Raw genomic sequence first — 21409 nt, 5'->3', positions numbered from 1 at the left:
GGCCGGGGCGACCGGCTGGGGAGGAAAGGACGCGCGGGCCGGGGCGACCGGCTGGGGAGGAAAGGACGCCGGGGGCGAGAGCGACCCGCTGGGGTGGAAAGGACGGGAGGTCGGAGGTCAGGCCTCGGGGGCAGGGACCTCGGTGTCGGAACGGATGTCGATCCGCCAGCCGGTCAGCCGGGCGGCGAGGCGGGCGTTCTGACCCTCTCGCCCGATCGCCAGGGACAGCTGGTAGTCGGGCACCACGACCCGGGCGGCGCGGGCGGCCGCGTCCACAACCGTCACCGACGAGACCTTGGCCGGGGAGAGCGCCTGGCCGACGAAGGTCGCCGGGTCGGGCGAGTAGTCGATGATGTCGATCTTCTCCTCGTTCAGCTCGTGCATGACGGCGCGGACCCGCTGGCCCATCGGTCCGATGCACGCACCCTTGGCGCTGACGTCCGGGTTGTGGCTGACAACGGCAATCTTGCTCCGGTGCCCCGCCTCGCGGGCCACCGCCTTCACCTCGACCGTGCCGTCGGCGATCTCGGGCACCTCCAGCCGGAACAGCTTCTCCACCAGCTGCGGATGGGTCCGGGAGACCACGACCTGCGGTCCCCGGAGCTCCCTGCGCACCGAGACCACGTACACCCGGAGCCGCTTCCCATGGGTGTACGACTCCCCCGGCACCTGCTCGGCCAGCGGCATGATCGCCTCGATCTTGCCGAGGTCGACCAGCACGGTCCGTGAGTCGCTGCCCTGCTGGACGACGCCGGAGACGATGTCACCCTCGACGCCGGCGAAGTGGCCGAACTTCTGCTCGTCCTCAGCGTCCCGCAGCCGCTGCATGATCACCTGGCGCGCCGTCGAGGCGGCCACCCGGCCGAAGCCCTCGGGGGTGTTGTCGTACTCCCCGATCTTGTGGCCTTCCTCGTCGAGCTCGGGCACCAGCACGCTGACGTGGCCGGACTTGCGGTTCAGCTCGACCCGCGCACCCGCGACCGCATGGTCGGTCTTCTCGTACGCCGACAGCAGCGCCTCCTCGATGGCCCGGGCCAGCACCTCGAACGGCAGGTCCTTCTCCCGTTCCAACACCCTCAGCACCGCGATGTCGATGTCCACGTCAGTCGTCCCTCTCCTCGTCATCGGCCTGCTGGCGGTTCAGCTCGACCTGGATCAGCGCCTTCGCGACCTCGGCGAACGGCACCGTGCGTGTTGTCTGGTCGACCTCCAACGTCGCGCTCTCCTCGGTGCTCTTCATGATCCGCCCGGTGAACGTCTCCCCGCCGGTGAGGCTGACCTGCACCAGTCGGCCGGCGTTCCGGCGCCAGTGCCGCGGCAGCGCCAGCGGCCGGCTGACCCCACGCGAGGACACCTCCAGGGTGTACGGATTCGCCCCGGTCACGTCGGTCTCGTCCAGGGCGACCGAGATGGCCTTGGTGGCCTCGGCGATGTCATCCAGCAGCGGGCCGCGGCCGGTCGGACCGTCACCGTCCACCACCACCCGCAGCAGGCTGCGCTTGCCCGCTGGCACCAGATCCACGGCCTCGAGCTCGAGATCGAACTGGGCCAGGACTGGAGTCAGCAACGACACGATCTGACTTTCTTTCATCTGGCCATCCCTCGATCCGATTGTGAAGTGCAGTTGTCGGCCGCCCTCGCAGGCGTCGGCGGATCAGCCCTTCCAAGCACGTTACCGCTAGCGGCATTGTCGCACGCGGTGAGATAACGTCTCCGGGTGGCATCGGAGAGGCAGCGCCCTGCACCAGGCCGGCGCGGCTTCCTGCTCGGCGCCTTCGGACTGGGCCTGGTGGTCACCTCCACCGCCGCCGGCTGCAGCCTCACCGACCCCCGGATCGACACCTCCGGCCTCAAGCCCCGGCCGATTCCGACGCCCAGCCCGACACCCTCCCTACCCGGCTCGGCTGCCGGAGCCGACACCGAGCAGGCGTTGGCCCGGCTCGCCACGGCAGTGCTCGACAGCCGGGACGCCGCCCGGCTCGGCGCCCAGGTGCGGATGCTGGTCGGGCTGGTACTCGCGGATCACCGCGACCACGTCGTCGCCCTCCGCAGCCCACAGCCCACCAGCCGGCCGGTACCCACCGGCTCCCCCTCGCCGACGACCCGGACGAGCCCCGGCACCGGCGCCGGCAAGGCGGCGACCGCGCTCCGCCGGTTGGTTGCCGGTGAGCGGGCCGCGGCCCGGCTGCACCGAGCCGCCGCGGACGCCACCAGCGGCTACACCTGTCTGCTGTGGGGGTCGCTGGCCGCGGCCGCCGGCCAATACGCCGACGCCCTGGAGAGCGGAGCCCGTACGGCGGCGCCACCGAAGCCCCAACAGCGCAGGCCGCTGGTCCCGGTAACCGACCTCGAGGCCATCCAGGCCCTGCTCCGGCAGTCCCACGCCATGGTCTACGGCTACCAGCTCGCGCTCGGCAAGCTGTCCGGAGCCAGGGCCGACCGCGCGGCCGGCCGGCTGGCCCAGCACCGGGTTCTGCGGGACAGGCTGGTCGACCTGCTGAACGAGCGGAGCGCCGACGTTCCGGCGGCCGAGCCTGCCTATGTGCCCCCGATCGAGGTCTCCAACGCCAGCCGCGCCGTCGTCCTGCTCCGGTTGATGGAGACCCGCTTCCTGCCGTTCGTCGGACAGTGGGTGGCGGCCGCCGCGACCGGCCCGACGCGTTCCCTGGCCCTGGACGAGCTGAGCGCGGCGACGCTGTCTGCGCGGGCCTGGGGCGCGGCCCTGCAGGACTGGCCCGGCTGGCCCAGCTGACCGCGCAGGTGGTCAGCCGGTGAACTGGCCGACGACGTCCCAGCCGAGCTTGACCACCAGCCCCGCGATCACCAGCAGGTAGACCTTGCGGACGAACCCGTTGCCACGGGTCAGCGCCATCCGCGCCCCCAGGAAGCCGCCCAGCAGATTCGCTCCGCCCATCAGGAGCCCGAGCTTCCAGATCACCGATCCACTCAACCCGAACACCGCGATGGCGGCCAGGTTGGTCACTAGGTTGGCGATCTTGGCCTTGGCACTGGCTTCCAGGAAGCCGTAGCCGAGCACGGCGACCAGCAGGATCACGAAGAACGACCCGGTGCCGGGTCCGAGGATGCCGTCGTAGGCCCCGACCCCGAGGCCGATCCCAGCCGCCCGGAGGTAGTGGTGGCCGCCGGAGTGCTTGATCTCGGTGGTCAGGCCGAGCTCGGGCCGCCGCCAGGTGTAGATGCCGACCCCCACCAGCGCCACCAGCACGATGGGGGTGAAGTACTCCTTCGGCAGGAACCTGGCCGCGTGGGCCCCCAGCGCCGACCCGGTCGCCGAACAGACCACCAGCGGGATGATCGTCCGCCAGTCCGGTCTGATCTTGATCGCGTACGTGATCGAGCTGGTCAACGTCCCCCACACCGAGGAGATCTTGTTGGTGCCGAGGATGGACGCCGGCGCGGTCGAGTCCGGCAGCCCGATCAGGAGAGCGGGCAGCTGGATCAGACCGCCTCCGCCGACCACCGCATCCACCCAGCCGGCGGCGAAGGCGGCCAGCATCAGCAGCACCACCGTGGCGGTGGTGATCTCCAGGCCGGTCAACTACGGAGCGATCGGGGTGCCCCGCAGGACGCCCAGCACGTGGTCATGGGCAGCGGCGACGTCGACGTCCACCCGCTCCCCGGACCGACGGTCGCGGACCTCGATCTTGCCGTCGGCGAGTCCCCGACCGACGACCACGATGGTCGGCATCCCGAGGATCTCCGAGTCGGCGAACTTCACCCCCGGGCTGGCCTTACGGTCGTCGAGCAGCACCTGGACACCGGCCGCGGACAACGAGGCGGCCAGGTCCTCGGCCGCCTGGGCGACAGCGGCGTCCTTGCCGGTGGCCAGGATCTGGACGTCGAAGGGGGCCAGCTCACGCGGCCAGCAGAGCCCCTTGTCGTCACAGGTCCCCTCGGCTACGGCGGCGACGGCCCGGGACACCCCGACACCGTAGGATCCCATCGTCACGGTGACCAGCTTGCCGTTCTGGTCGAGCACCTTCAGGCCGAGCGCGTCGGCGTACTTGCGGCCGAGCTGGAAGATGTGGCCCATCTCGATCCCGCGGGCCAGCTCGAGCGGCCCCGAGCCGTCCGGCGCGGGGTCCCCGGCCCGGATCTCGGCCGCCTCGATGGTGCCGTCCGGGGTGAAGTCACGCCCGACCACCAGGTCGAAGACGTGCCGCCCCGGCTCGTTCGCGCCGGTCAGCCAACGGGTCCCCTCCACCACCCGGGGGTCGACGAGGTAGCGCAGGCCGGTGGCCGACGTGCTGCCCAGGGCCTGCGGCCCGATGTAGCCCTTCACCAGACCGGGATGCTCGGCGAAGTCGGCATCGGTGAACGGCTCCACCTCGATCGGCTCGAGCTGGCCCTCCAGCCGCTTCAGGTCCACCTCGCGGTCGCCCGGCAGGCCGATCACGACCGGCTCGCGCTTGCCGTCGGGATGGCGGAAGTTCACCACGACGTTCTTCAACGTGTCGGCTGCCTGCCACTGCCGGTCGGCCCGGGGGAAGCGGGCGTTCGCCAGCGTCACCAGCGACTCGATGGTCGGGGTGTCGGGAGTGTCCTCGACGTGCGCGGCCGGCGCGTCGTCGTACGGCAGCGGGTCCGGTACAGCGACCTGGACCGCCTCGACATTGGCCGCATAGCCGCCCGGGGAGCGGACGAAGGTGTCCTCGCCGTTCTCCGCGATCGCCAGGAACTCCTCGCTGCGGGACCCACCCATGGCTCCGGAGGTGGCAGCCACGATCACATAGTCGAAGCCCAGCCGGTCGAAGATCCTGATATAGGCCTGGCGGTGCGCCTCGTAGGAGACCTGCAGGCCGGCGTCGTCGATGTCGAAGGAGTACGAGTCCTTCATCACGAACTCGCGGCCCCGCAGAATGCCCGCCCGTGGCCGCGCCTCGTCGCGGTACTTCGTCTGGATCTGATAGAGCGACAGCGGCAGGTCCTTGTAGGAGGAGTACAGGTCCTTGACCAGCAGCGTGAACATCTCCTCGTGGGTCGGACCGAGCAGATAGTCACCGTCCTTGCGGTCCTTGAGCCGGAACAGGCTGTCGCCGTACTCGGTCCAGCGGCCGGTCGCCTCGAACGGCTCTCTCGGCAGCAGGGCCGGGAAGTGCACCTCCTGCGCGCCGATCGCCTCCATCTCCTCGCGGACGATCTTCTCCACGTTGCGGAGCACCCGGTAGCCGAGCGGCAGCCAGGAGTAGATGCCCGGGGCGGCCCGCCGGATGTAACCCGCACGCACCAGCCACCGGTGACTGGGGACCTCGGCATCCGCCGGGTCGTCACGCAGGGTGCGTACGAACAGTTCGGACATCCGGGTCATCACGGCTGGGTCGCCTCTCTGGTGGGCCAATGGTGCTCTGCGCACACTATCGGCGCGGGGCCGCCGACGGCGACCCGGTTATGCCGCCGGAGCCACTCGAGGGGCGGGGTGCAACCTTCGCCTCAGCCCCGGGTCAGGCCCTTGACGTGATGGCTCAGCACCACAGCCGAGGTCCGCCGCTGGGCCAGCAGCAGCCTGTGCCGCGAGACGGCACCCGGGTGGCGCAGGGCCTGGGAGACCACCAGCACCCGGGCCGGATGGCCGGGCTCGTAGTGCGTCACGAGGGTCGGGATGTACTCGGCCCTGCTCACCCGGAAGCGCCCGTTCGCCGTGCGGGTGAAGGTGAACCGTGCCGTCACACCCTCATAGCTGCGGGCCACCGGTGTGCGATGCTGGGCGACGGTGTTGCCCAGGCCGAAGACGACCCACTTGCCGTTGATCCTGGTCCAGGGCTGGACCACGTGCGCGTGATGGCCGTAGACGAGGTCGATGTCGGGCGAGGCCGTCAGAGCCCGGGCGACCTGGCGCTGCTGGGCGTTCTCCTTCGGGGAGTACTCGTCACCGGCGTGGATGGCCGCCAGCACGATGTCGGCGCCGGCCCGGCGCGCCCGCTTCGCCCGGGCCAGCATGGCCGGCACGTCCAGCTGGTCCACCGACCAGGGTCGGCCGCGGGGCACCGGGAGCCCGTTCAACCCGTAGGTGCCGGCGACGACGGCGATCCGGACCCCCTGACGGGTGGTGAACAGCTCAGGCGTGCGCTCCTCCGCCGCGCTGCGCGCCGTTCCCGCATGCAGGATCTTCGCCCGGTCGAGATCCTCGAGCGTCCGGACGATCCCGGCGAAGCCGCCATCCACGCTGTGGTTGGAGGCGGTGGTGCACAGGTCGTAGCCGGTCGCCCTGATGCCGGCGACCACCTGCGGTGGGGCGGCGAACTGCGGGTAGTTCGAGAACGGGCCGCCCTTCGGTGCCAGCGGCACCTCCTCATGGCAGATGGCCAGGTCGGCGGTGGACACCACCGGCTTCAGGCCCGCCAGCAGGGGTGCGAAGTCGTAGCCGCTGCGACCGCGAGCCCGGGCATCCTCGGCGGCGCTGGACCACAGCGTGTTGTGCCAGAGCAGGTCACCGTTCATCACCACCGTCACGCTCCCCGAGGCTGGTGCCGGCGTCTTCGACGGCGTGCTGCTCGGGCGTCCGGCCGCCGACGGCGTCCGGCTGTTCGACGAGGACTGGGCTGGTGGGGTCCGGGCTGGCGGGGTCTGGCCAGGCGCGGACTGGGCCGCCGACGGGGATGGGTTCGGCGCCGATGTGCGGGCGCCCGGCTCCGGGATCGTTCCGCAGCCGACCAGAGTAGCCAGCAGCGCCACCGCGCAGACGTAGGGTGACAGTTTCCGGGGACGCGGTAGCCGAGCCACGATCAGTACAGGATGGTGGCGAACTCGCCGACGTCGGTGAACCCGACCCGGGCGTAGGTGGCCCGGGCCGGCAGGTTGAAGTCGTTCACGTAGAGCGAGACGGTCGGGACCACCGTCCGGGCCAGCCGCACCACCCCGGCCATCGCCGGTGCGGCCAGGCCACGGCCCCGCAGCTCAGGCTCGAGCCAGACGCCCTGCACCTGGCTGACGCTGCCGGAGACCGAGCCGAGGTCGGCCTTGAACAGCACCCGGTCGCCCTCGAAGATGCCGAACGCGCGACCGGAGGTGATCAGCTGCCGGACGTAGAAGCGATAGCCGGCCGGGTTGCCGAGCAGCGGCGAGACGCCCACCTCCTCGGTGTACATCTTCACCGCCGCCTCGTAGTAGGCGTCCCAGTGCTCCAGCGTCACCCGGCGCACCCGCGGGTCGGCGGCCACCACCGGGTCTGCACTGATCGCCATCACCGGTTGGTGCGGGCGCGTCTCCCGGACCCGTGACCAGCTGGCGCCCCAGCGCTCGGACAACCGCCGCCAGAGGCTCATCGCCACCTCGGCCGGGCCGATGATGGAGGAGCAGATCCGTTCCCGGCCGGCGAACTCGGCGAAGGCCTCGACAGCGGCAGCGTCGGCGTTCACCGGCACCATGTTCGAGCCGGCGTGGCAGATCGAGCGGAGCAGTCCGCCGCTCTCGTACCCCCAGATCGGGCAGCCCAGGTTGGCCGCGTCGACTCCGGCGGTGCGGATCCGGGAGGCGACGAACACGTTCTCGATCGGGTTGGCGGAGACGATGCTGACGGCGGCGGCCAGGTCGCGCTGGGTCAGCACCCGGACGCTGCCGACGGTCGAGCCGCCGGTGCGTCCCGACACCGCCGCCTCCCCCACGGTCAGCCCACGCTCACCTGAGGGGCGCCCTCGCCGGCCGGCATCTCCTCGGCCAGCCGCATCGCCTCCTCGATCAGCGTCTCGACGATGTCGCTCTCCTTGACCGTTTTGATCACCTGACCGCGGACGAAGATCTGGCCCTTGCCGTTGCCTGACGCGACCCCGAGATCGGCCTCCCGCGCCTCGCCCGGCCCGTTCACGACACAGCCCATCACCGCCACCCGGAGCGGCACCTCCAGGCCCTCCAGCCCCGCCGTGACGGCGTCGGCCAGCTTGTACACGTCGACCTGGGCCCGCCCGCAGGACGGGCAGGAGACGATCTCCAGCTTCCGCGGCCGCAGGTTCAGCGACTCCAGGATCTTCAGGCCGACCTTGACCTCCTCGACCGGCGGCGCGGACAGCGACACCCGGATGGTGTCGCCGATGCCGCGGGACAGCAGCGAACCGAAGGCGACGGCGGACTTGATGGTGCCCTGGAAGGCGGGTCCGGCCTCGGTCACGCCCAGGTGCAGCGGCCAGTCCCCCCGCTCGGACAGCATCTCGTAGGCGCGGATCATCACCACCGGGTCGTTGTGCTTGACCGAGATCTTGAAGTCGTGGAAGTCGTGCTCCTCGAACAGCGAGGCCTCCCAGACGGCCGACTCGACCAACGCCTCCGGGGTCGCCTTGCCGTACTTGGCCAGCAGCCGCTTGTCCAGCGACCCGGCGTTGACCCCGATCCGGATCGAGACCCCGGCGTCGCTGGCCGCCCGGGCGATCTCCTTCACCTGGTCGTCGAAGGCCCGGATATTGCCCGGGTTCACCCGGACCGCGGCGCAGCCGGCGTCGATCGCCGCGAACACGTACTTGGGCTGGAAGTGGATGTCGGCGATCACCGGGATCTGGCTCTTCTTCGCGATCGCCGGCAGCGCCTCGGCGTCGTCCTGGCTCGGTACGGCGACCCGGACGATGTCGCAGCCGGTTGCGGTCAGCTCGGCGATCTGCTGCAGGGTGGCGTTGATGTCGGAGGTCAGTGTCGTGGTCATCGACTGCACACTGATCGGGGCGTCGCCCCCGACCGAGACCTTGCCTACCTTGATCTTGCGGGTCTTGCGTCGCGGCGCCAGGGTCTCGGGTGGGAGTGCTGGCATGCCCAGGTCGATGTCCATCGTGACTTTCTTTGCCGTCGGTGATCGGGTCGTGGTGGTCGTGCTCAACGAACGGTCGAGCTAGAGCAGCTTGATCGGGTCGATGATGTCGGCCAGGATCAGCACCGCGCCCGAGAGCGCGATGATCCCTCCTACAACATAGGCGACCGGCAGCATCTTGGCCGTATCGACGTGCCCCGGGTCGGGGCGGCCGAGCAGCTTCGCCAACCAGCGCCTCAGTCCCTCATAGAGGGCGCCCGCGATGTGTCCGCCGTCCAGCGGCAGCAGCGGGACGAAGTTGAACAATGCGACGAACAGGTTCACCGAGCCGAGCAGGCTGAACAGGGTGGCCACCTTGTCCGCAGCGTTGATCTTGTCGGTGGCGGCCACCTCGCCGGCCACCCGGCTGGCGCCGACGATGCTCATCGGCCCGTAGACGTCCCGCGGCTTGCCGGTGACCAGGTTGGCGGCGGTGAAGTAGACCTTCGCCGGGAACCGGACCAGCGCATACCCGGTCTGCCTGGTCATCCGCCACATGTCCTGCAGGACCACGATCGGGCCGCCGCGCTCGAGCGCCTGGTCGGGCGAGACACCGAAGAAGCCGGCCTGGACCGTCCGCGACGGGTCCCACTTGTGCGGTACGCCGGTGATCACCGTGTTGACCGGAGCGAGGTCGACCCGCTGGCCGGAACGCTCGACGGTCACCACGGCACGATGGTCGAGGTTGGCCCGGATCAGCTCCGACATCTGGTCCCAGGAGGTGATCCGCTGCCCGTTGAAGGCCACGATCTTGTCGCCCGGCCGGACGCCGGCCTGGAAGGCGGGCGTCTTGGGGTCCCCGGCGCGGCAGGTCTGGTCGGCGCGGCTGGCCGGGACGATGCACTCGCTGACGTGCGAGACGGTGAGCTGGGTCCTCGGCATGCCGTACAGACCGGTGACGGCAAGCAGGATCAGGAAAGCCAGCAAGATGTTCATCGCCGGTCCGCCGGCCATGATGATGAGCTTCTGCCAGGTCTTCTTCTGGTAGAACAGCCGACCCTCGTCCTCGGGCGTGATGTCCTCCCACTCCGCCGAGCGGGCCTGGTCGGCCAGCGACTGGAAGATCCCGGTGCGGGCGGCCATCACCTTGGTCGGCGCCTCCTTCGACGGAGGGTACATGCCGACGAACCGGACGTAGCCGCCGAGCGGCAGGGCCTTGACGCCGAACTCGGTCTCGCCGAACCGGCGCGCCCACAGGGTCTTGCCGAAGCCGACGAAGTACTGGGTCGTCTTGACGCCGAAGAGCTTGCCCGGCACCAGGTGGCCGACCTCGTGCAGCGCGATCGAGGCCATCACCAGGGCGAAGAACAACACCGCCCCGAGGATGTAGATCACGATGTCCATCTAGAGAGTCCGCTCCATCTGCCCGTCGACGCCTGGGTTCCTGACGGTCAGCTCCCGCGCCCGCGCACGGGCCCAGGAGTCCGCTGCCAGCACGCTCGGCACATCCATGTCGGCCGAACTGACCAATCTAGAGCCTACGTCCGGGACGGAAGCCCCGGCCAGTCCGCCCGGTGCGCAGTGCTCGTCGAGCACGCTGCGGACGATGTCGAGGATGTCGAGGAAGGAGATCCGGCCCGCGTGGAAGGCGTCCACGCACTCCTCGTTGGCGGCGTTGAAGACCGCCGGGGCGGTGCCCCCGAGCCGGCCGGACCGCCGCGCCAGCTCGACGGCCGGGAAGGCCTCGTTGTCCAGTGGCTCGAAGGTCCAGCTGCTGGCCGTGCTCCAGTCGCAGGGGGCGGCAACGCCGGCCATCCGGTCCGGCCAGCTGAGCGCCAGCCCGATCGGCAGCCGCATGTCGGGCGGCGAGCACTGCGCCAGGGTCGAGCCGTCGACGAACTGCACCATCGAGTGCACGATGGACTGCGGGTGCACCACTACATCGATCCGGTCCAGCTCGACGCCGTAGAGCAGGTACGCCTCCAGCAGCTCCAGCCCCTTGTTGACGAGCGTCGCCGAGTTGGTGGTGATCACCCGGCCCATGTCCCAGGTCGGGTGGGCCAACGCCTCAGCCGGTGTGACGGCCGCCATCTGCGCCCGGCTGCGGCCGCGGAACGGGCCGCCGCTGGCGGTCAGGATCAGCCGGTCCACCTCGGTCGGGGTGCCGCCGCGGAGACACTGGGCGAGCGCGGAGTGCTCGGAGTCGACGGCGACCAGCTGCCCCTCGGCGGCCGCACCGGTGACCAGCGTGCCACCGATCACCAACGACTCCTTGTTGGCCAGCGCCAGCCGGGCGCCGCTCCGCAGGGCGGCCAGCGTGGGCTCCAGCCCGGCCGAGCCGGTGATGCCGTTGAGCACCACGTCGCAGGGATGGCCGGCGGCTTGCGCGGCAGCGTCCGGTCCGGCCACGATCCTGGGCAGCATCACCTCGCCCGACGACCAGCCGCGCTTGCTGGCCTCGGCGTACAACGCCAGCTGCAGGTCCTGCACCGCCGACGCCCGGGTCACCGCCACCAGCCGGGCCCCGGTGTCGAGCACCTGCCGGGCCAGCAGCTCGATGTTGCCGCCGCCGGCAGCCAGCCCGACCACCCGGAACGACTCCGGCTGAGCGGAGATCACCTCCAGGGCCTGGGTGCCGATCGATCCGGTGCTTCCCAATATGACGACGTCACGCACCCGCACATCCTCGCAGGTGCGGGTCGCACTCGACAGGCTACGGCCGCGCCCGTGCGCCGCCTCTCTGCCGGGGGCCGCCTTCTAGACTCACAGCCACCATGACACGGCGGACACTGGAGATCGAGTCGCTGGCCGACTTCGACGCGCACCTGGCGGCCACCCGGTCGCTCCATGGCTGGTTCATCCAGTCGGTCGACCTGACGGGCCGGGTGGCCGAGCTGCGGGCCGTCGACCCGCACGGAGCGGTCTTCCTCGGCTGCGAGTTGAGCGATGCGCAGGCGGTCGACCTCCGCACCCGCGGGGCCATGCTGTTCCCCCGGCTTCCCGACCTGCCGTTCGACCCGTACCGGCCGGGACTGTACGACGCCGCCGAGCTGTACGGCGGCGGCCCGTACGCCGAGAGCGTCGACGCGGCCATCTACGCCTGGTCCCAGTCGGGCCAGCACACCCTGGACCGGACCCTGGCCGCCGCCCTCCATGACCATGCGATCACCGACGCCCTGGACGAGGAGATGGCCAGGATCCCGGCCGGCGACGCCGTCGGGGTGATGGGTGGCCACACCCTGCTGCGGGACGGTGCCGACTACCGACTGGCGGCCCAGCTCGGTTGCCGGCTGGCGACGGCCGGCAAGACCGTCGTCACCGGCGGCGGTCCCGGAGCGATGGAGGCCGCCAACTTCGGCGCCTACCTGAGCCCCTGGCCGGATCGGCTGGACGAGGCGCTCGGCATCCTGGCCGAGATCCCCAGCTACCGGCCACGGGTGGACGCCTGGGCGGCCCAGGCCTTCCGGGTCCGGGACCGCTGGCCGCTGGCGCGGGCCGGCTCCAGTATCGGTATCCCCACCTGGTTCTACGGGCACGAACCGTCGAACCCGTTCGCCACCAGGATCGCCAAGTACTTCACCAACGCGCTCCGCGAGGACAGCCTGCTGCAGCGGTGCGGTGGCGGCATCATCTATCTGCCGGGAGCGGCCGGCACCGTCCAGGAGATATTCCAGGCCGTCACGGAGAACTTCTACGCCGCCGACGACACCCAGGTCACCCCGATGGTGCTGGTGGGTCGCGACTACTGGACCGAGGAGTTCCCGGCCTGGCCGCTGCTGCAACGGCTGGGCCATCGGCGCCCGATGGCGGCGAGCATCCACTGTGTCGAGGACATCGCCGCCGCCGCCGAGATCGTGCTCGGATAGCGATCCACAGGTTCCTGCCAGGTTGCCACCAGCGGGGCGCCAGGATCGACCGGCACAGTTGCCCACATGATGCGATCAAAGAAGACCACAGCAGCCGCCATCACCGGAGGCCTGCTGGCCCTCGGTGCCGGCATCGGCGTGGCCGGCCTCGCCTCGGCCGACCCGACCACCACCCCGTCAGCGACATCGTCATCCAGCGCCGCTCCCGACCGCCGGACCGACCGGCCGGGCCGGTTCCACGGCGAGCACGGGCAGCGTCAGGATGACCTCGCCAGGAGCCTGGCCGACAAGCTCGGCGTCACCGAGGCCAAGGTGACCGCCGCACTGCGGGCCATCAGGGACGAGAACAGGCCGACCGCCCCGCCGTCGGCCGGCACCGACCGCCCGACACCGGCGGCGCGCGACGCTGCACTGGCCAAGCAGCTGGCCGCGAAGCTCGGCATCCCCGAGGCCAAGGTGAAGGCGGCACTGGACCAGATCCGGACCGCCGCCCAGGCCGAGCGCGCCGCGGCACTCAAGAGCAGGCTCGACGCGGCGGTCAAGGCCGGGACGCTGACCCGGGCCGAGGCGGACGCGGTGACGAAGGCGGTGCAGAAGGGTGTGATCGAGGTCGGCGGCCCGCGCTGACACCCGGTCAGGTCCCACGGCTCCTCGGACGGACGACTCCGGCCACCGCGGGTGAGCTCAGCTCAACGAGGGCTCATCCGCGGTGGCCAGTGTCAGTACCGCCTCCTCGACGAACTCGTCCTTCTCCAGCGCCCGCTCGACCGCCCGCAGCCTGACGGCCAGGTCGTGCTCGGCGTCGTCGCCGGTCATGTCCACCGCAGCCACCAGGAAGACCCGGCTCGGTCCGACGAACTCAAGGTGCAGGTAGGTGATGCGCTCGATCTCGTCGAGCTGCAGCAGCCGCGACAGCACCCGGCTCCGCAGGCCCGGCGTGACCGCCTGTCCCACCAGGAAACGCCGGTTCCGGTCGATCAGGACGACAGCCACCACGCCCAGCAGGAGGCCGACCAGGATCGACCCGATGGCGTCGGGCACCGGTGAGCCGGTGAGCTGGTGCAGGCCGATTCCGGCGGCGGCGATCAGCAGCCCGAGCAACGCCGCCGAGTCCTCGAAGAACACCGCTCGCAGTGTCGGGTTGGAGGTCTTCATCACATGCGACAGCAGCTCGCGGTCGAGGGCGCGGGCCGACTTGCGGGACTGGAGGAACGCCTGGGTGAACGAGACGCCCTCCAGCACGAAGGCGATCGCGAGAATGATGTAGTTGATCGTGTAGTCCGTCGCCGGCTCCGGCGCCACCAGCGCCTGGACGCCGTGCATGATCGACACCACTGCTCCGGCGGTGAACAGCCCGAAGGCGGCGATCATCGACCACACGTAGGACTCTCGGCCGTAGCCGAGCGGGTGCTTGGTGTCCCGCCCGCGGTCGCCCTTGCGCTCAGCGACCAGCAGTAAGACCTCGTTGCCGGTGTCAGCCCAGGAGTGGGCCGCCTCGGCCAGCATGGACGCCGACCCGGTCAGGAAGGCCGCCACCGACTTGGCGATCGCGATCAGCAGGTTGGCGCCGAAGGCGATCACCACTGTCAGCATGCTGCTGTCCTGCGACGACTCGGCCGACGAGCCGGTCAGCGGTTCCTGCTTCGTGGTGCTCACCGTCTGACGATAGCGGTGGATGACCTAGGGAGCCTCCTTTCCCAGGGCAGTTTCGTGGACCTGGATCCAGAACCACTAGATCTAGGTAGTTACATTCGTGTCATTTCCATATATGGTGGTCTTGCAGCTGGTTCATCCGCTCAGCCAGAGCGGGTGTCGCAAGAGGGAATCCGGTGCGAGACCGGAACTGCCCCGCAGCGGTGAGCGAGAACGAACGTCGTCAGATGCACTGGGAACACCTGGGAAGCGACGACCAGTAGGCCACCGAGACGGCCCCGACCGGTGATCATCCCCGGCCGAGCCCGATCGGCTGCTCGCGAGTCCGAAGACCTGCCAGCGCATCTCCCGCGCAGAGTCGGGAGATGGTCCGCGGCTCCGTGGGAGAGCCAGGGGACGTGCCGCGCCGTCTCGGCGGTCGGTCCTCCCTGCCTCCCAGAGACCACGGGCTGCACCAGTCAGTGCGACACGAGGGATGTCCCATGCAGTCAGAGCCCACCCACCACCATCCAACGATCACCCCGGCGGACGTCAGCGTCGTCAAGCGTGACGGCAGCATCGAGCCCTACGACGGCTACCAGGTCGCCCGCTCGATCGAGGAGGCCGCCCGCGGTCTCGATGACGCCGTCACCCGTGCCACCCAGATCCAGTCCGAGCTGGAGATCACCCTGTTCGACCGGATCACCAGCGAGCAGCTCGACGAGTCCGTCATCCAGGTCGCCCTGCAGAACGTCAAGGAGGACCCGGCCTTCGACACGATCGCCAGCCGGCTGCTGGTGAAGACCCTGTACAAGAAGGTGCTCGCCCGACCGGCGGAGTCCGGCGCGGCGTTCTGCGCCGACCCGGACCAGCTTCGGCGCCGGCACCGCGACCTGTTCGAGGGCTACCTCCAACGAGGTGTCAACCAGGGCCTGCTGGACCACAGGCTGCCGGGGGCGTTCGACCTGCCGAGGCTTGCGGCCGCGCTCGACCCGGGCCGGGACGACCTGCTGCACTACATCGGTGCGCAGACGATGAGGACCCGCTACCTGCTGAACGGTTCCGATGCGCAGCCGATCGAGGTGCCGCAGTTCTTCTGGATGCGGGTCGCCATGGGCCTGTCCCTGAACGAGGCGGACGCCACCGCCGCCGCGCTGCAGTTCTACGACAAGATGTCGCGGCTGGAGTACCTCGCCGCCGGCTCCACCCTGGTCAACGCGGGCACCGCGTACGCGCAGCTGTCCAACTGCTTCGTGATGCAGCTGGAGGACGATATCGAGCACATCGCCAAGTCCATCCGCGACGTCATGTGGCTGACCAAGGGCACCGGTGGCATCGGGCTGTCCGTCACCAAGCTGCGCTCGGAGGGGTCCCCCATCCGCAGCAACAACACCACCTCCACCGGGCCGATCCCGTTCATGCACACCATCGACTCGACGCTGCGGGCCGTGTCCCGGGGCGGCAAGAAGTTCGGGGCGTTGTGCTTCTATCTGGAGAACTGGCACCTCGACTTCGCCCAGTTCCTGGACCTGAGGCAGAACGCCGGCGACCCCTACCGCCGGACCAGGACCGCCAACACCGCGGTCTGGATCTCGGACGAGTTCATGAAGCGGGTCCGCGCCGACGACGACTGGTATCTGTTCGACCCGCTCGAGGTGGCTGACCTGCCCGAGCTGTACGGTGCGGAGTTCTCGGCCCGCTACGCCGATTACGTCGAGCAGGCCGAGCGCGGCGAGCTGCGCCGGTTCAGCAGGATCCGGGCCCGCGAGCAGTTCAGGGCCATCCTGATCTCCCTGCAGACGACCTCGCACCCCTGGCTGACCTGGAAGGACACCGTCAACACCCGGGCGCTGAACAACAACACCGGCACCATCCACCTGTCCAACCTGTGCACCGAGATCTGCCTGCCACAGGACCGCGACAACGTCGCGGTCTGCAACCTGGCGTCGATCAACCTGTCCCGGCACCTCCACGGCTCGAAGGGACAGGCCAGGATCGACTGGGACCAGCTCAGACAGTCCACCCGGCTGGCCGTCCGTCAGCTCGACAACCTGATCGACATCACCATCTCCTCGGTGCCCGAGTCGGAGCGGTCCAACGAGCGGAACCGGGCGATCGGTCTGGGTGTGATGGGCTTCACGGACCTGGTCGAGCGGCTCGGCTTCAGCTACGAGAGCGAGCAGTCCTACGCCCTCGCCGACGAGATCTGCGAGTTCGTCAGCTACCACGCCATCGACGCCAGTGCCGACCTGGCTCGGGACCGCGGCAGCTACACCAACTTCCCCGGGTCTGCGTGGAGCCGCGGGCTGGTCCCGATCGACACCCTCGACCTGCTCGAGCAGGACCGTGGCGTGGCCGTGCAGGTGGACCGGACCAGCCGGCTGGACTGGGACGCGCTGCGGCACAAGGTCCGCGGCGGGATCCGCAACGCCACCCTGATGGCGATCGCACCGACCGCCTCGATCGGGCTGGTGGCCGGCACCACGCCCGGGCTCGACCCGCAGTTCAGCCAGCTGTTCAGCCGGGCCACCTCGTCCGGCAAGTTCCTCGAGGTCAACCGCAACCTGGTCGAAGACCTGAAGCGACTGGGGCTGTGGGAGGAGGTGCGCGAGGACCTGCTGCGGGCACAGGGGGACGTGTCCGGCCTGGCCATGGTGCCGGACCACCTCAAGTCGGTCTACCGGACCTCGTTCCAGCTGTCGCCGTACGCCTACCTGCAGGTGGCGGCCCGGGCGCAGAAATGGGTGGACCAGGCGATCAGCCGGAACATCTACCTGGCCAGCCGGGACGTCTCTGAGATGGTCGAGCTGTACACCGCCGCCTGGGAGCGGGGAGTCAAGACCACCTACTACCTGCACATGATGCAGCGCCACACGGCCGAGCAGAGCACCGTCAGTGTCAACAAGGCGGCCGGGCTCCGCAGTTCCGCCGGCACCGGGCGCGGCTTCGGCTTCGGTCGCCCCGCCCCGGTCCGAACCAACACTGTCGACGAGCCACCGCGTCAGGCTCTAAGCACAGCCGTCGAGCTGATCGGCGATGCCGCCTGCCCCATCGACCCACAGGAGAGGTTGCAGTGCGACTCCTGCCAGTAGCCGACCCCGACCTCCTCTCCACTGCCTCACTTCCTTCTGCCCCTTCTCCCCTGCCGTACAGGAGCAAGCCATGAGCACCTCGACCATCCAGACCGGCATTCTCGGTATCGGGCTCCAGGAGGGCCTGCTGCTCAAGCCGGTCAGCTACCCCTGGGCGTACGAGCTCTACCACCAGGCGGTCGCCAACACCTGGTTCCCGCACGAGGTCCAGCTGGGCGAGGACCTGGCCGACTTCGCCCGGATGACCGACCAGGAACGGCACGCGTTGACGTTCCTGCTGAGCTATTTCAACCCGAGCGAGCTGCTGGTCAACAAGGCGCTCGCGTTCGGCGTCTACCCCTACCTCCGCTCGGCCGAGTGCCATCTCTACCTGGCCAAGCAGATGTGGGAGGAGGCCAACCACTGCATGGCCTTCGAGTACGTCCTGGAGACCTTCCCCATCGACCGCGCAGCCGCCTACGACGCCCACATCGGGGTGCCGTCGATGGCCGCCAAGGAGCAGTTCGAGATCAGCTACCTGCGGCGGATGACCGAGCAGACGCTGGACATCACCAGCATCGAGGGCAAGCAGGACTTCGTCCGCAACCTCGTTGCCTACAACGTGATCCTGGAGGGCATCTGGTTCTACTCCGGCTTCGTGGTGGCGTTGTCGTTCAGGCAGCGGAACCTGCTGCGCAACTTCGGTGCCCTGATCGACTGGGTCGTCCGGGACGAGAGCCTGCACCTCAAGTTCGGCATCAACCTGGTCCTGACCGTGCTGGAGGAGAACCCGGACCTGCAGACCGACGAGTTCGCCGACGAGATCCGCCAGATGATTTTGGACGCGGTGGCACTGGAGGAGCGGTACAACAACGATCTGCTGCCGACCGGGATCCTCGGGCTGAACGCCGACTATGTCAACGGCTACGTCCGTTACCTGGCCGACCGCCGACTGGAGGAGCTCGGGTTCGCGCCGGCGTTCCACGCCGTGAATCCGGCCAAGTGGATGGCGACCGCCAATGACACCCTGCAGCTGGTGAACTTCTTCGAGTCGATCAACACGGCCTACGAGGTGGATGCCCGCGCCCACTGACAGCACCGAGAACGGGGCGGCCGACGCCGCGGCTACCCGGCCGCAGCCGCCCGGCGGTACGGGTCGGCCGGGTAGACGCCGAGGATCTTGACATCGGTGGTGAAGAAGGCCAGCTCCTCCAGTGCGTTCCTCAGCGGGGTGTCCTCGGGATGGCCGTCCACCTCGGCCAGGAACTGCGTGGCGGTGAACTCTCCACCGACCATGTAGCTCTCCAGCTTGGTCATGTTGACACCGTTGGTGGCGAAGCCGCCCAACGCCTTGTACAGCGCGGCCGGCAGGTTGCGGACGTTGAAGATGAAGCTGGTCACGGTCGGTCCGTTGCCGGCCGGGGCGATCACCGGTTCCCGTGACAGGGTGACGAAGCGGGTGGTGTTGTGATCCTCGTCCTCGGCGTCGGCAGCCAGTGTCACCAGCCCGTAGATCTCGGCGGCCAGCGGGGTGGCCAGCGAGGCGATGGTCGGGTCACCGGCCTCGGCCACCTCCCGCGCCGAACCGGCCGTGTCGCCGGAGATCACCGGCGTCAGGCCGTACCGGCGGATGATCTTGCGGCACTGGCCCAACGCGTGCACGTGGCTGTGCACGCTCTTGATCGTCTCCAGTGACGAGCCGGGGATGCCGAGCAGCTGGAACTGGATCGGCAGGAAGTGCTCACCGATGATGTGCAGGTCCGAGGTGGGCAGGAAGTGGTGGATGTCTGCGACCCGGCCGGCGATCGAGTTGTCGATCGGGATCATCGCCAGCTCCGCGACGCCGCCGGAGACGGCGGCGAAGACGTCCTCGAACGAGGCGCACGGCACCGACTGCCAGTCAGGATAGGCGCGCTGGCAGATGATGTGCGAGTTCGATCCGGGCTCGCCCTGGTAGGCGATCCGGCCGGTGCCGGTCAGGTGGTCGGTGCTGGTCACAGGTGCCAGTTTTGCACCCTGCACCTCCGAAGACCCAAACCGCGCTCCGAGCCATCCGCGCCTGAGCCCGTCGAAGGGCCGCAGCCGCTGTGAGACCGGGTCGGAGTCTCAGGCCTCGTGCGCCGCGAGCTGCCCGCAGGCACCGTCGATCTCACGGCCGCGGGTGTCGCGGATGGTCACCGGGACGCCCTTGGCCCTCAGCCGGGCCACGAACTCCTCCTCGTCCCGCCGCCTCGAGGCCGTCCACTTCGACCCGGGGGTCGGGTTCAGCGGGATCAGGTTCACATGCACCCAGCCCCAGTTGCCGCGCCGCTTCAGCACCTTCGCCAGCAGGTCGGCCCGGAACGCCTGGTCATTGATGTCGCGGATCAGGATGTACTCGATCGACACCCGGCGCTTGGTGGTCCGGGCGTACTCCCAGGCCGCGTCGACGACCTCGTCGACGTTCCACCGGGTGTTGATCGGCACCAGCTCGTCGCGCAGCTCGTCATCGGGGGCGTGCAGCGACAGCGCCAGGGTCACCGGGATGCCTTCGGTCGCCAGCTGCTGCATCCGCGGCACCAGGCCGACGGTCGAGACGGTGATGCCGCGGGCGCTCATTCCCAGACCGTCCGGCTGGGGGGCGGTCAGCTGCCGGACGGCGCCGATCACGGCCTTGTAGTTGGCCAGCGGCTCGCCCATGCCCATGAAGACGACGTTGTTGACCCGGCCGATGCCACCCGGCACCTGACCGGCGGCGAGCTTCCGGGCGCCGTCGAGGACCTGCTCGACGATCTCGGCTGTGCTCATGTTGCGCTGCAGCCCGCCCTGTCCGGTGGCGCAGAACGGGCAGGCCATCCCGCAGCCGGCCTGGCTGGACACGCACATCGTGACCCGGTCCGGGTAGCGCATCAGCACGCTCTCGACCAGGGCACCGTCATGCAGCTTCCACAGCGTCTTGACCGTGGTGTCACCGTCGCAGCTCAGCACGTGCACCGGGTGCAGCAGCGGCGGCAGGAACAGCTCGCTCAGCTGCGACCGGACAGCGGCCGGGATGTCGGTCCAGTCAGCCGGGTCGGCAGCCAGGCGTTCGAAGTAGTGCACCGACAGCTGCCGCGCCCGAAAAGCGCTCTGGCCGGCGGTCACCATCGCCTCTCGGCGTTCGGACACGCTCAGGTCCGCCCAGTGCCTGGGCGGCTGGCCGCGCCTCGGGGCCTCGAACACCAGCGGGAGTTGTCGGCTCATCCGCCGGGCACCAGTACATACATAATCAGCCAGGCTACCGGAGCAGCGATCAGCAGCGAGTCGAGACGATCCATCACCCCGCCATGGCCGGGGATGAAGGAGCTCATGTCCTTGATCCCCATATCGCGCTTGATCATCGACTCGACCAGGTCACCGCAGGTGCCCACCGCCACCAGTGACACACCGAGGATCAGGCCGACCCAGAACGGGACGTGCAGACCGTAGATCGCCATCAGGACGCCGGCGACGACTCCGAACAGGAACGAACCGGCCAGCCCTTCCCAGGACTTCTTCGGGCTGATCCGCGGCGCCATCGGGTGCTTGCCGAACAGCACCCCCAGCACATATCCGCCGGTGTCGCCCATCACCACCACCAGCAGGAACGTGACCACCCTCACGGTGCCGTTCTCACCGGCCAGCAACAGTGCGCTGAAGGAACCCAGCAGCGGCACATAGCCGATGATCATCAGGCTGGCCGCCGCGTCCTTGACGAATCCCTGGGCCCCCTGCGGCATCCGCCACAGCAGGCAGGCCAGCACGGTCAGGGCCAGCGACGCCAGCAGGATGGAGTTGGTGGCGAACACCACCGGCTCCTGCTGGCCGGCGAAGTACGACCCGATCACGATGGCGATGGTGCCGATGAGGATCGGCACGATGGCCGCCTTCATGCCCTGGCGCTGCAGCGCCTGGTAGAGCTCGACCGAGCCGAGGCAGAGGGCGAGGGCCACCAGGGCGACGAAGCCCCAGTTGAAGAAGAGCAGGGTGAGCACGACGTAGGCGCCCAGCCCCACCCCGACCGCGATCGCCACCGGAAGGTTGCGACCGGCCCGACCATGTCGCTGTACCGGGGCGGTCGAGGGGACCTCGGCGGGGGGGGTGTCGGTCACAGA

General features: G+C 69.5%; 19 protein-coding genes and 1 riboswitch. Of the genes, 6 read left to right on the top strand and 13 right to left on the bottom strand.

Annotation, left to right across the window (positions count from 1 at the left end; genetic code table 11):
• Positions 1-117: 117 nt before the first annotated feature.
• Together nusA and rimP are read right to left on the bottom strand one after the other, a co-directional pair.
• Positions 118-1101, bottom strand: a complete 984-nt coding sequence (gene nusA, locus JOE57_RS16285; RefSeq protein WP_204919614.1) for a transcription termination factor NusA — start codon at positions 1099-1101, stop codon at positions 118-120.
• 1 nt (position 1102) lies between these two features.
• Positions 1103-1591 carry a ribosome maturation factor RimP gene (gene rimP / locus JOE57_RS16280; protein WP_204919613.1) on the bottom strand — a complete coding sequence of 163 codons (489 nt, stop codon included), beginning with the start codon at positions 1589-1591 and terminating at the stop codon, positions 1103-1105.
• A 126-nt stretch (positions 1592-1717) separates the two neighbouring features.
• Here rimP and JOE57_RS19010 point away from each other — a divergent pair, with 126 nt between their 5' ends.
• A complete protein-coding gene (locus JOE57_RS19010) occupies positions 1718-2752 on the top strand; it encodes a DUF4439 domain-containing protein (protein WP_204919612.1) in 1035 nt (344 codons plus the stop codon).
• 12 nt (positions 2753-2764) lie between these two features.
• Here the strand turns inward: JOE57_RS19010 and JOE57_RS16270 are convergent, their stop codons facing one another.
• The 3 genes from JOE57_RS16270 to JOE57_RS16260 all read right to left on the bottom strand — a co-directional run bounded on the left by JOE57_RS16270 (position 2765) and on the right by JOE57_RS16260 (position 6459).
• A complete protein-coding gene (locus tag JOE57_RS16270; RefSeq protein ID WP_204920529.1) occupies positions 2765-3517 on the bottom strand; it encodes a sulfite exporter TauE/SafE family protein in 753 nt (250 codons plus the stop codon).
• Between the two features lie 42 nt (positions 3518-3559).
• Positions 3560-5320 (bottom strand): proline--tRNA ligase, encoded by a 1761-nt coding sequence (locus tag JOE57_RS16265; protein WP_204919610.1) that lies wholly within the window; start codon positions 5318-5320, stop codon positions 3560-3562.
• 131 nt (positions 5321-5451) lie between these two features.
• Entirely contained in the window at positions 5452-6459 is a 1008-nt protein-coding gene (locus tag JOE57_RS16260) for a CapA family protein (RefSeq protein ID WP_239579995.1), read from the bottom strand.
• Between JOE57_RS16260 and JOE57_RS16255 the strand changes: the two genes are divergently transcribed.
• On the top strand, positions 6431-6706 hold the full coding sequence (locus tag JOE57_RS16255; RefSeq protein ID WP_204919607.1) for a hypothetical protein: 276 nt from the start codon (positions 6431-6433) through the stop codon (positions 6704-6706). The two genes, JOE57_RS16260 and JOE57_RS16255, sit on opposite strands and share 29 nt — an antisense overlap.
• Before the next feature lie 37 nt (positions 6707-6743).
• On the opposite strand, the gene JOE57_RS16250 is transcribed toward JOE57_RS16255, so the two are convergent.
• Genes JOE57_RS16250 through dxr form a run of 4 tightly spaced genes read right to left on the bottom strand, consistent with a single transcriptional unit; the run spans position 6744 to position 11404 of the window.
• Positions 6744-7607, bottom strand: coding sequence for a GNAT family N-acetyltransferase (locus JOE57_RS16250; protein ID WP_338041349.1), 864 nt, complete (start codon positions 7605-7607; stop codon positions 6744-6746).
• Between the two features lie 17 nt (positions 7608-7624).
• Positions 7625-8770 carry a flavodoxin-dependent (E)-4-hydroxy-3-methylbut-2-enyl-diphosphate synthase gene (gene ispG, locus JOE57_RS16245; RefSeq protein WP_204919606.1) on the bottom strand — a complete coding sequence of 382 codons (1146 nt, stop codon included), beginning with the start codon at positions 8768-8770 and terminating at the stop codon, positions 7625-7627.
• Between the two features lie 60 nt (positions 8771-8830).
• A complete protein-coding gene (locus tag JOE57_RS16240) occupies positions 8831-10132 on the bottom strand; it encodes a M50 family metallopeptidase (RefSeq protein ID WP_204919604.1) in 1302 nt (433 codons plus the stop codon).
• A complete protein-coding gene (gene dxr, locus JOE57_RS16235) occupies positions 10133-11404 on the bottom strand; it encodes a 1-deoxy-D-xylulose-5-phosphate reductoisomerase (RefSeq protein WP_204919602.1) in 1272 nt (423 codons plus the stop codon).
• Between the two features lie 98 nt (positions 11405-11502).
• On the opposite strand from dxr, the gene JOE57_RS16230 reads away from it, so the two are divergent.
• Positions 11503-12594, top strand: coding sequence for an LOG family protein (locus JOE57_RS16230; RefSeq protein ID WP_204919600.1), 1092 nt, complete (start codon positions 11503-11505; stop codon positions 12592-12594).
• A 66-nt stretch (positions 12595-12660) separates the two neighbouring features.
• The gene (locus tag JOE57_RS16225) at positions 12661-13221 is read left to right on the top strand and encodes a hypothetical protein (protein WP_204919599.1); all 561 of its coding nucleotides are present in this window, start codon (positions 12661-12663) and stop codon (positions 13219-13221) included.
• Positions 13222-13278: 57 nt separating this feature from the next.
• Here the strand turns inward: JOE57_RS16225 and JOE57_RS16220 are convergent, their stop codons facing one another.
• The gene (locus JOE57_RS16220; protein ID WP_338041348.1) at positions 13279-14250 is read right to left on the bottom strand and encodes a cation diffusion facilitator family transporter; all 972 of its coding nucleotides are present in this window, start codon (positions 14248-14250) and stop codon (positions 13279-13281) included.
• A 111-nt stretch (positions 14251-14361) separates the two neighbouring features.
• A riboswitch (cobalamin riboswitch) is annotated at positions 14362-14602 on the top strand.
• Positions 14603-14729: 127 nt separating this feature from the next.
• On the opposite strand from JOE57_RS16220, the gene JOE57_RS16215 reads away from it, so the two are divergent.
• Together JOE57_RS16215 and JOE57_RS16210 are read left to right on the top strand one after the other, a co-directional pair.
• Positions 14730-17318 (top strand): ribonucleoside-diphosphate reductase subunit alpha, encoded by a 2589-nt coding sequence (locus JOE57_RS16215; protein WP_204919597.1) that lies wholly within the window; start codon positions 14730-14732, stop codon positions 17316-17318.
• A gap of 70 nt (positions 17319-17388) precedes the next feature.
• Positions 17389-18390 (top strand): ribonucleotide-diphosphate reductase subunit beta, encoded by a 1002-nt coding sequence (locus tag JOE57_RS16210; protein WP_204919596.1) that lies wholly within the window; start codon positions 17389-17391, stop codon positions 18388-18390.
• A 32-nt stretch (positions 18391-18422) separates the two neighbouring features.
• On the opposite strand, the gene JOE57_RS16205 is transcribed toward JOE57_RS16210, so the two are convergent.
• From JOE57_RS16205 to JOE57_RS16195, 3 genes are all read right to left on the bottom strand, one after another.
• Positions 18423-19295 (bottom strand): prephenate dehydratase, encoded by an 873-nt coding sequence (locus JOE57_RS16205; RefSeq protein ID WP_338041347.1) that lies wholly within the window; start codon positions 19293-19295, stop codon positions 18423-18425.
• 108 nt (positions 19296-19403) lie between these two features.
• The gene (gene rlmN / locus JOE57_RS16200; RefSeq protein WP_204919594.1) at positions 19404-20519 is read right to left on the bottom strand and encodes a dual-specificity RNA methyltransferase RlmN; all 1116 of its coding nucleotides are present in this window, start codon (positions 20517-20519) and stop codon (positions 19404-19406) included.
• Complete coding sequence (locus JOE57_RS16195) at positions 20516-21406, bottom strand: phosphatidate cytidylyltransferase (RefSeq protein ID WP_204919593.1); 891 nt, start codon at positions 21404-21406, stop codon at positions 20516-20518. Before JOE57_RS16195 ends, rlmN begins: the two co-directional genes overlap by 4 nt.
• Positions 21407-21409: the final 3 nt, after the last annotated feature.

It is taken from the genome of Microlunatus panaciterrae (genome assembly GCF_016907535.1).
Taxonomy (GTDB): Bacteria; Actinomycetota; Actinomycetes; order Propionibacteriales; family Propionibacteriaceae; genus Microlunatus; species Microlunatus panaciterrae.
The sequence above is the reverse complement of the archived record's forward strand: the minus strand, read 5'-3'. Positions and strand labels throughout refer to the sequence as shown.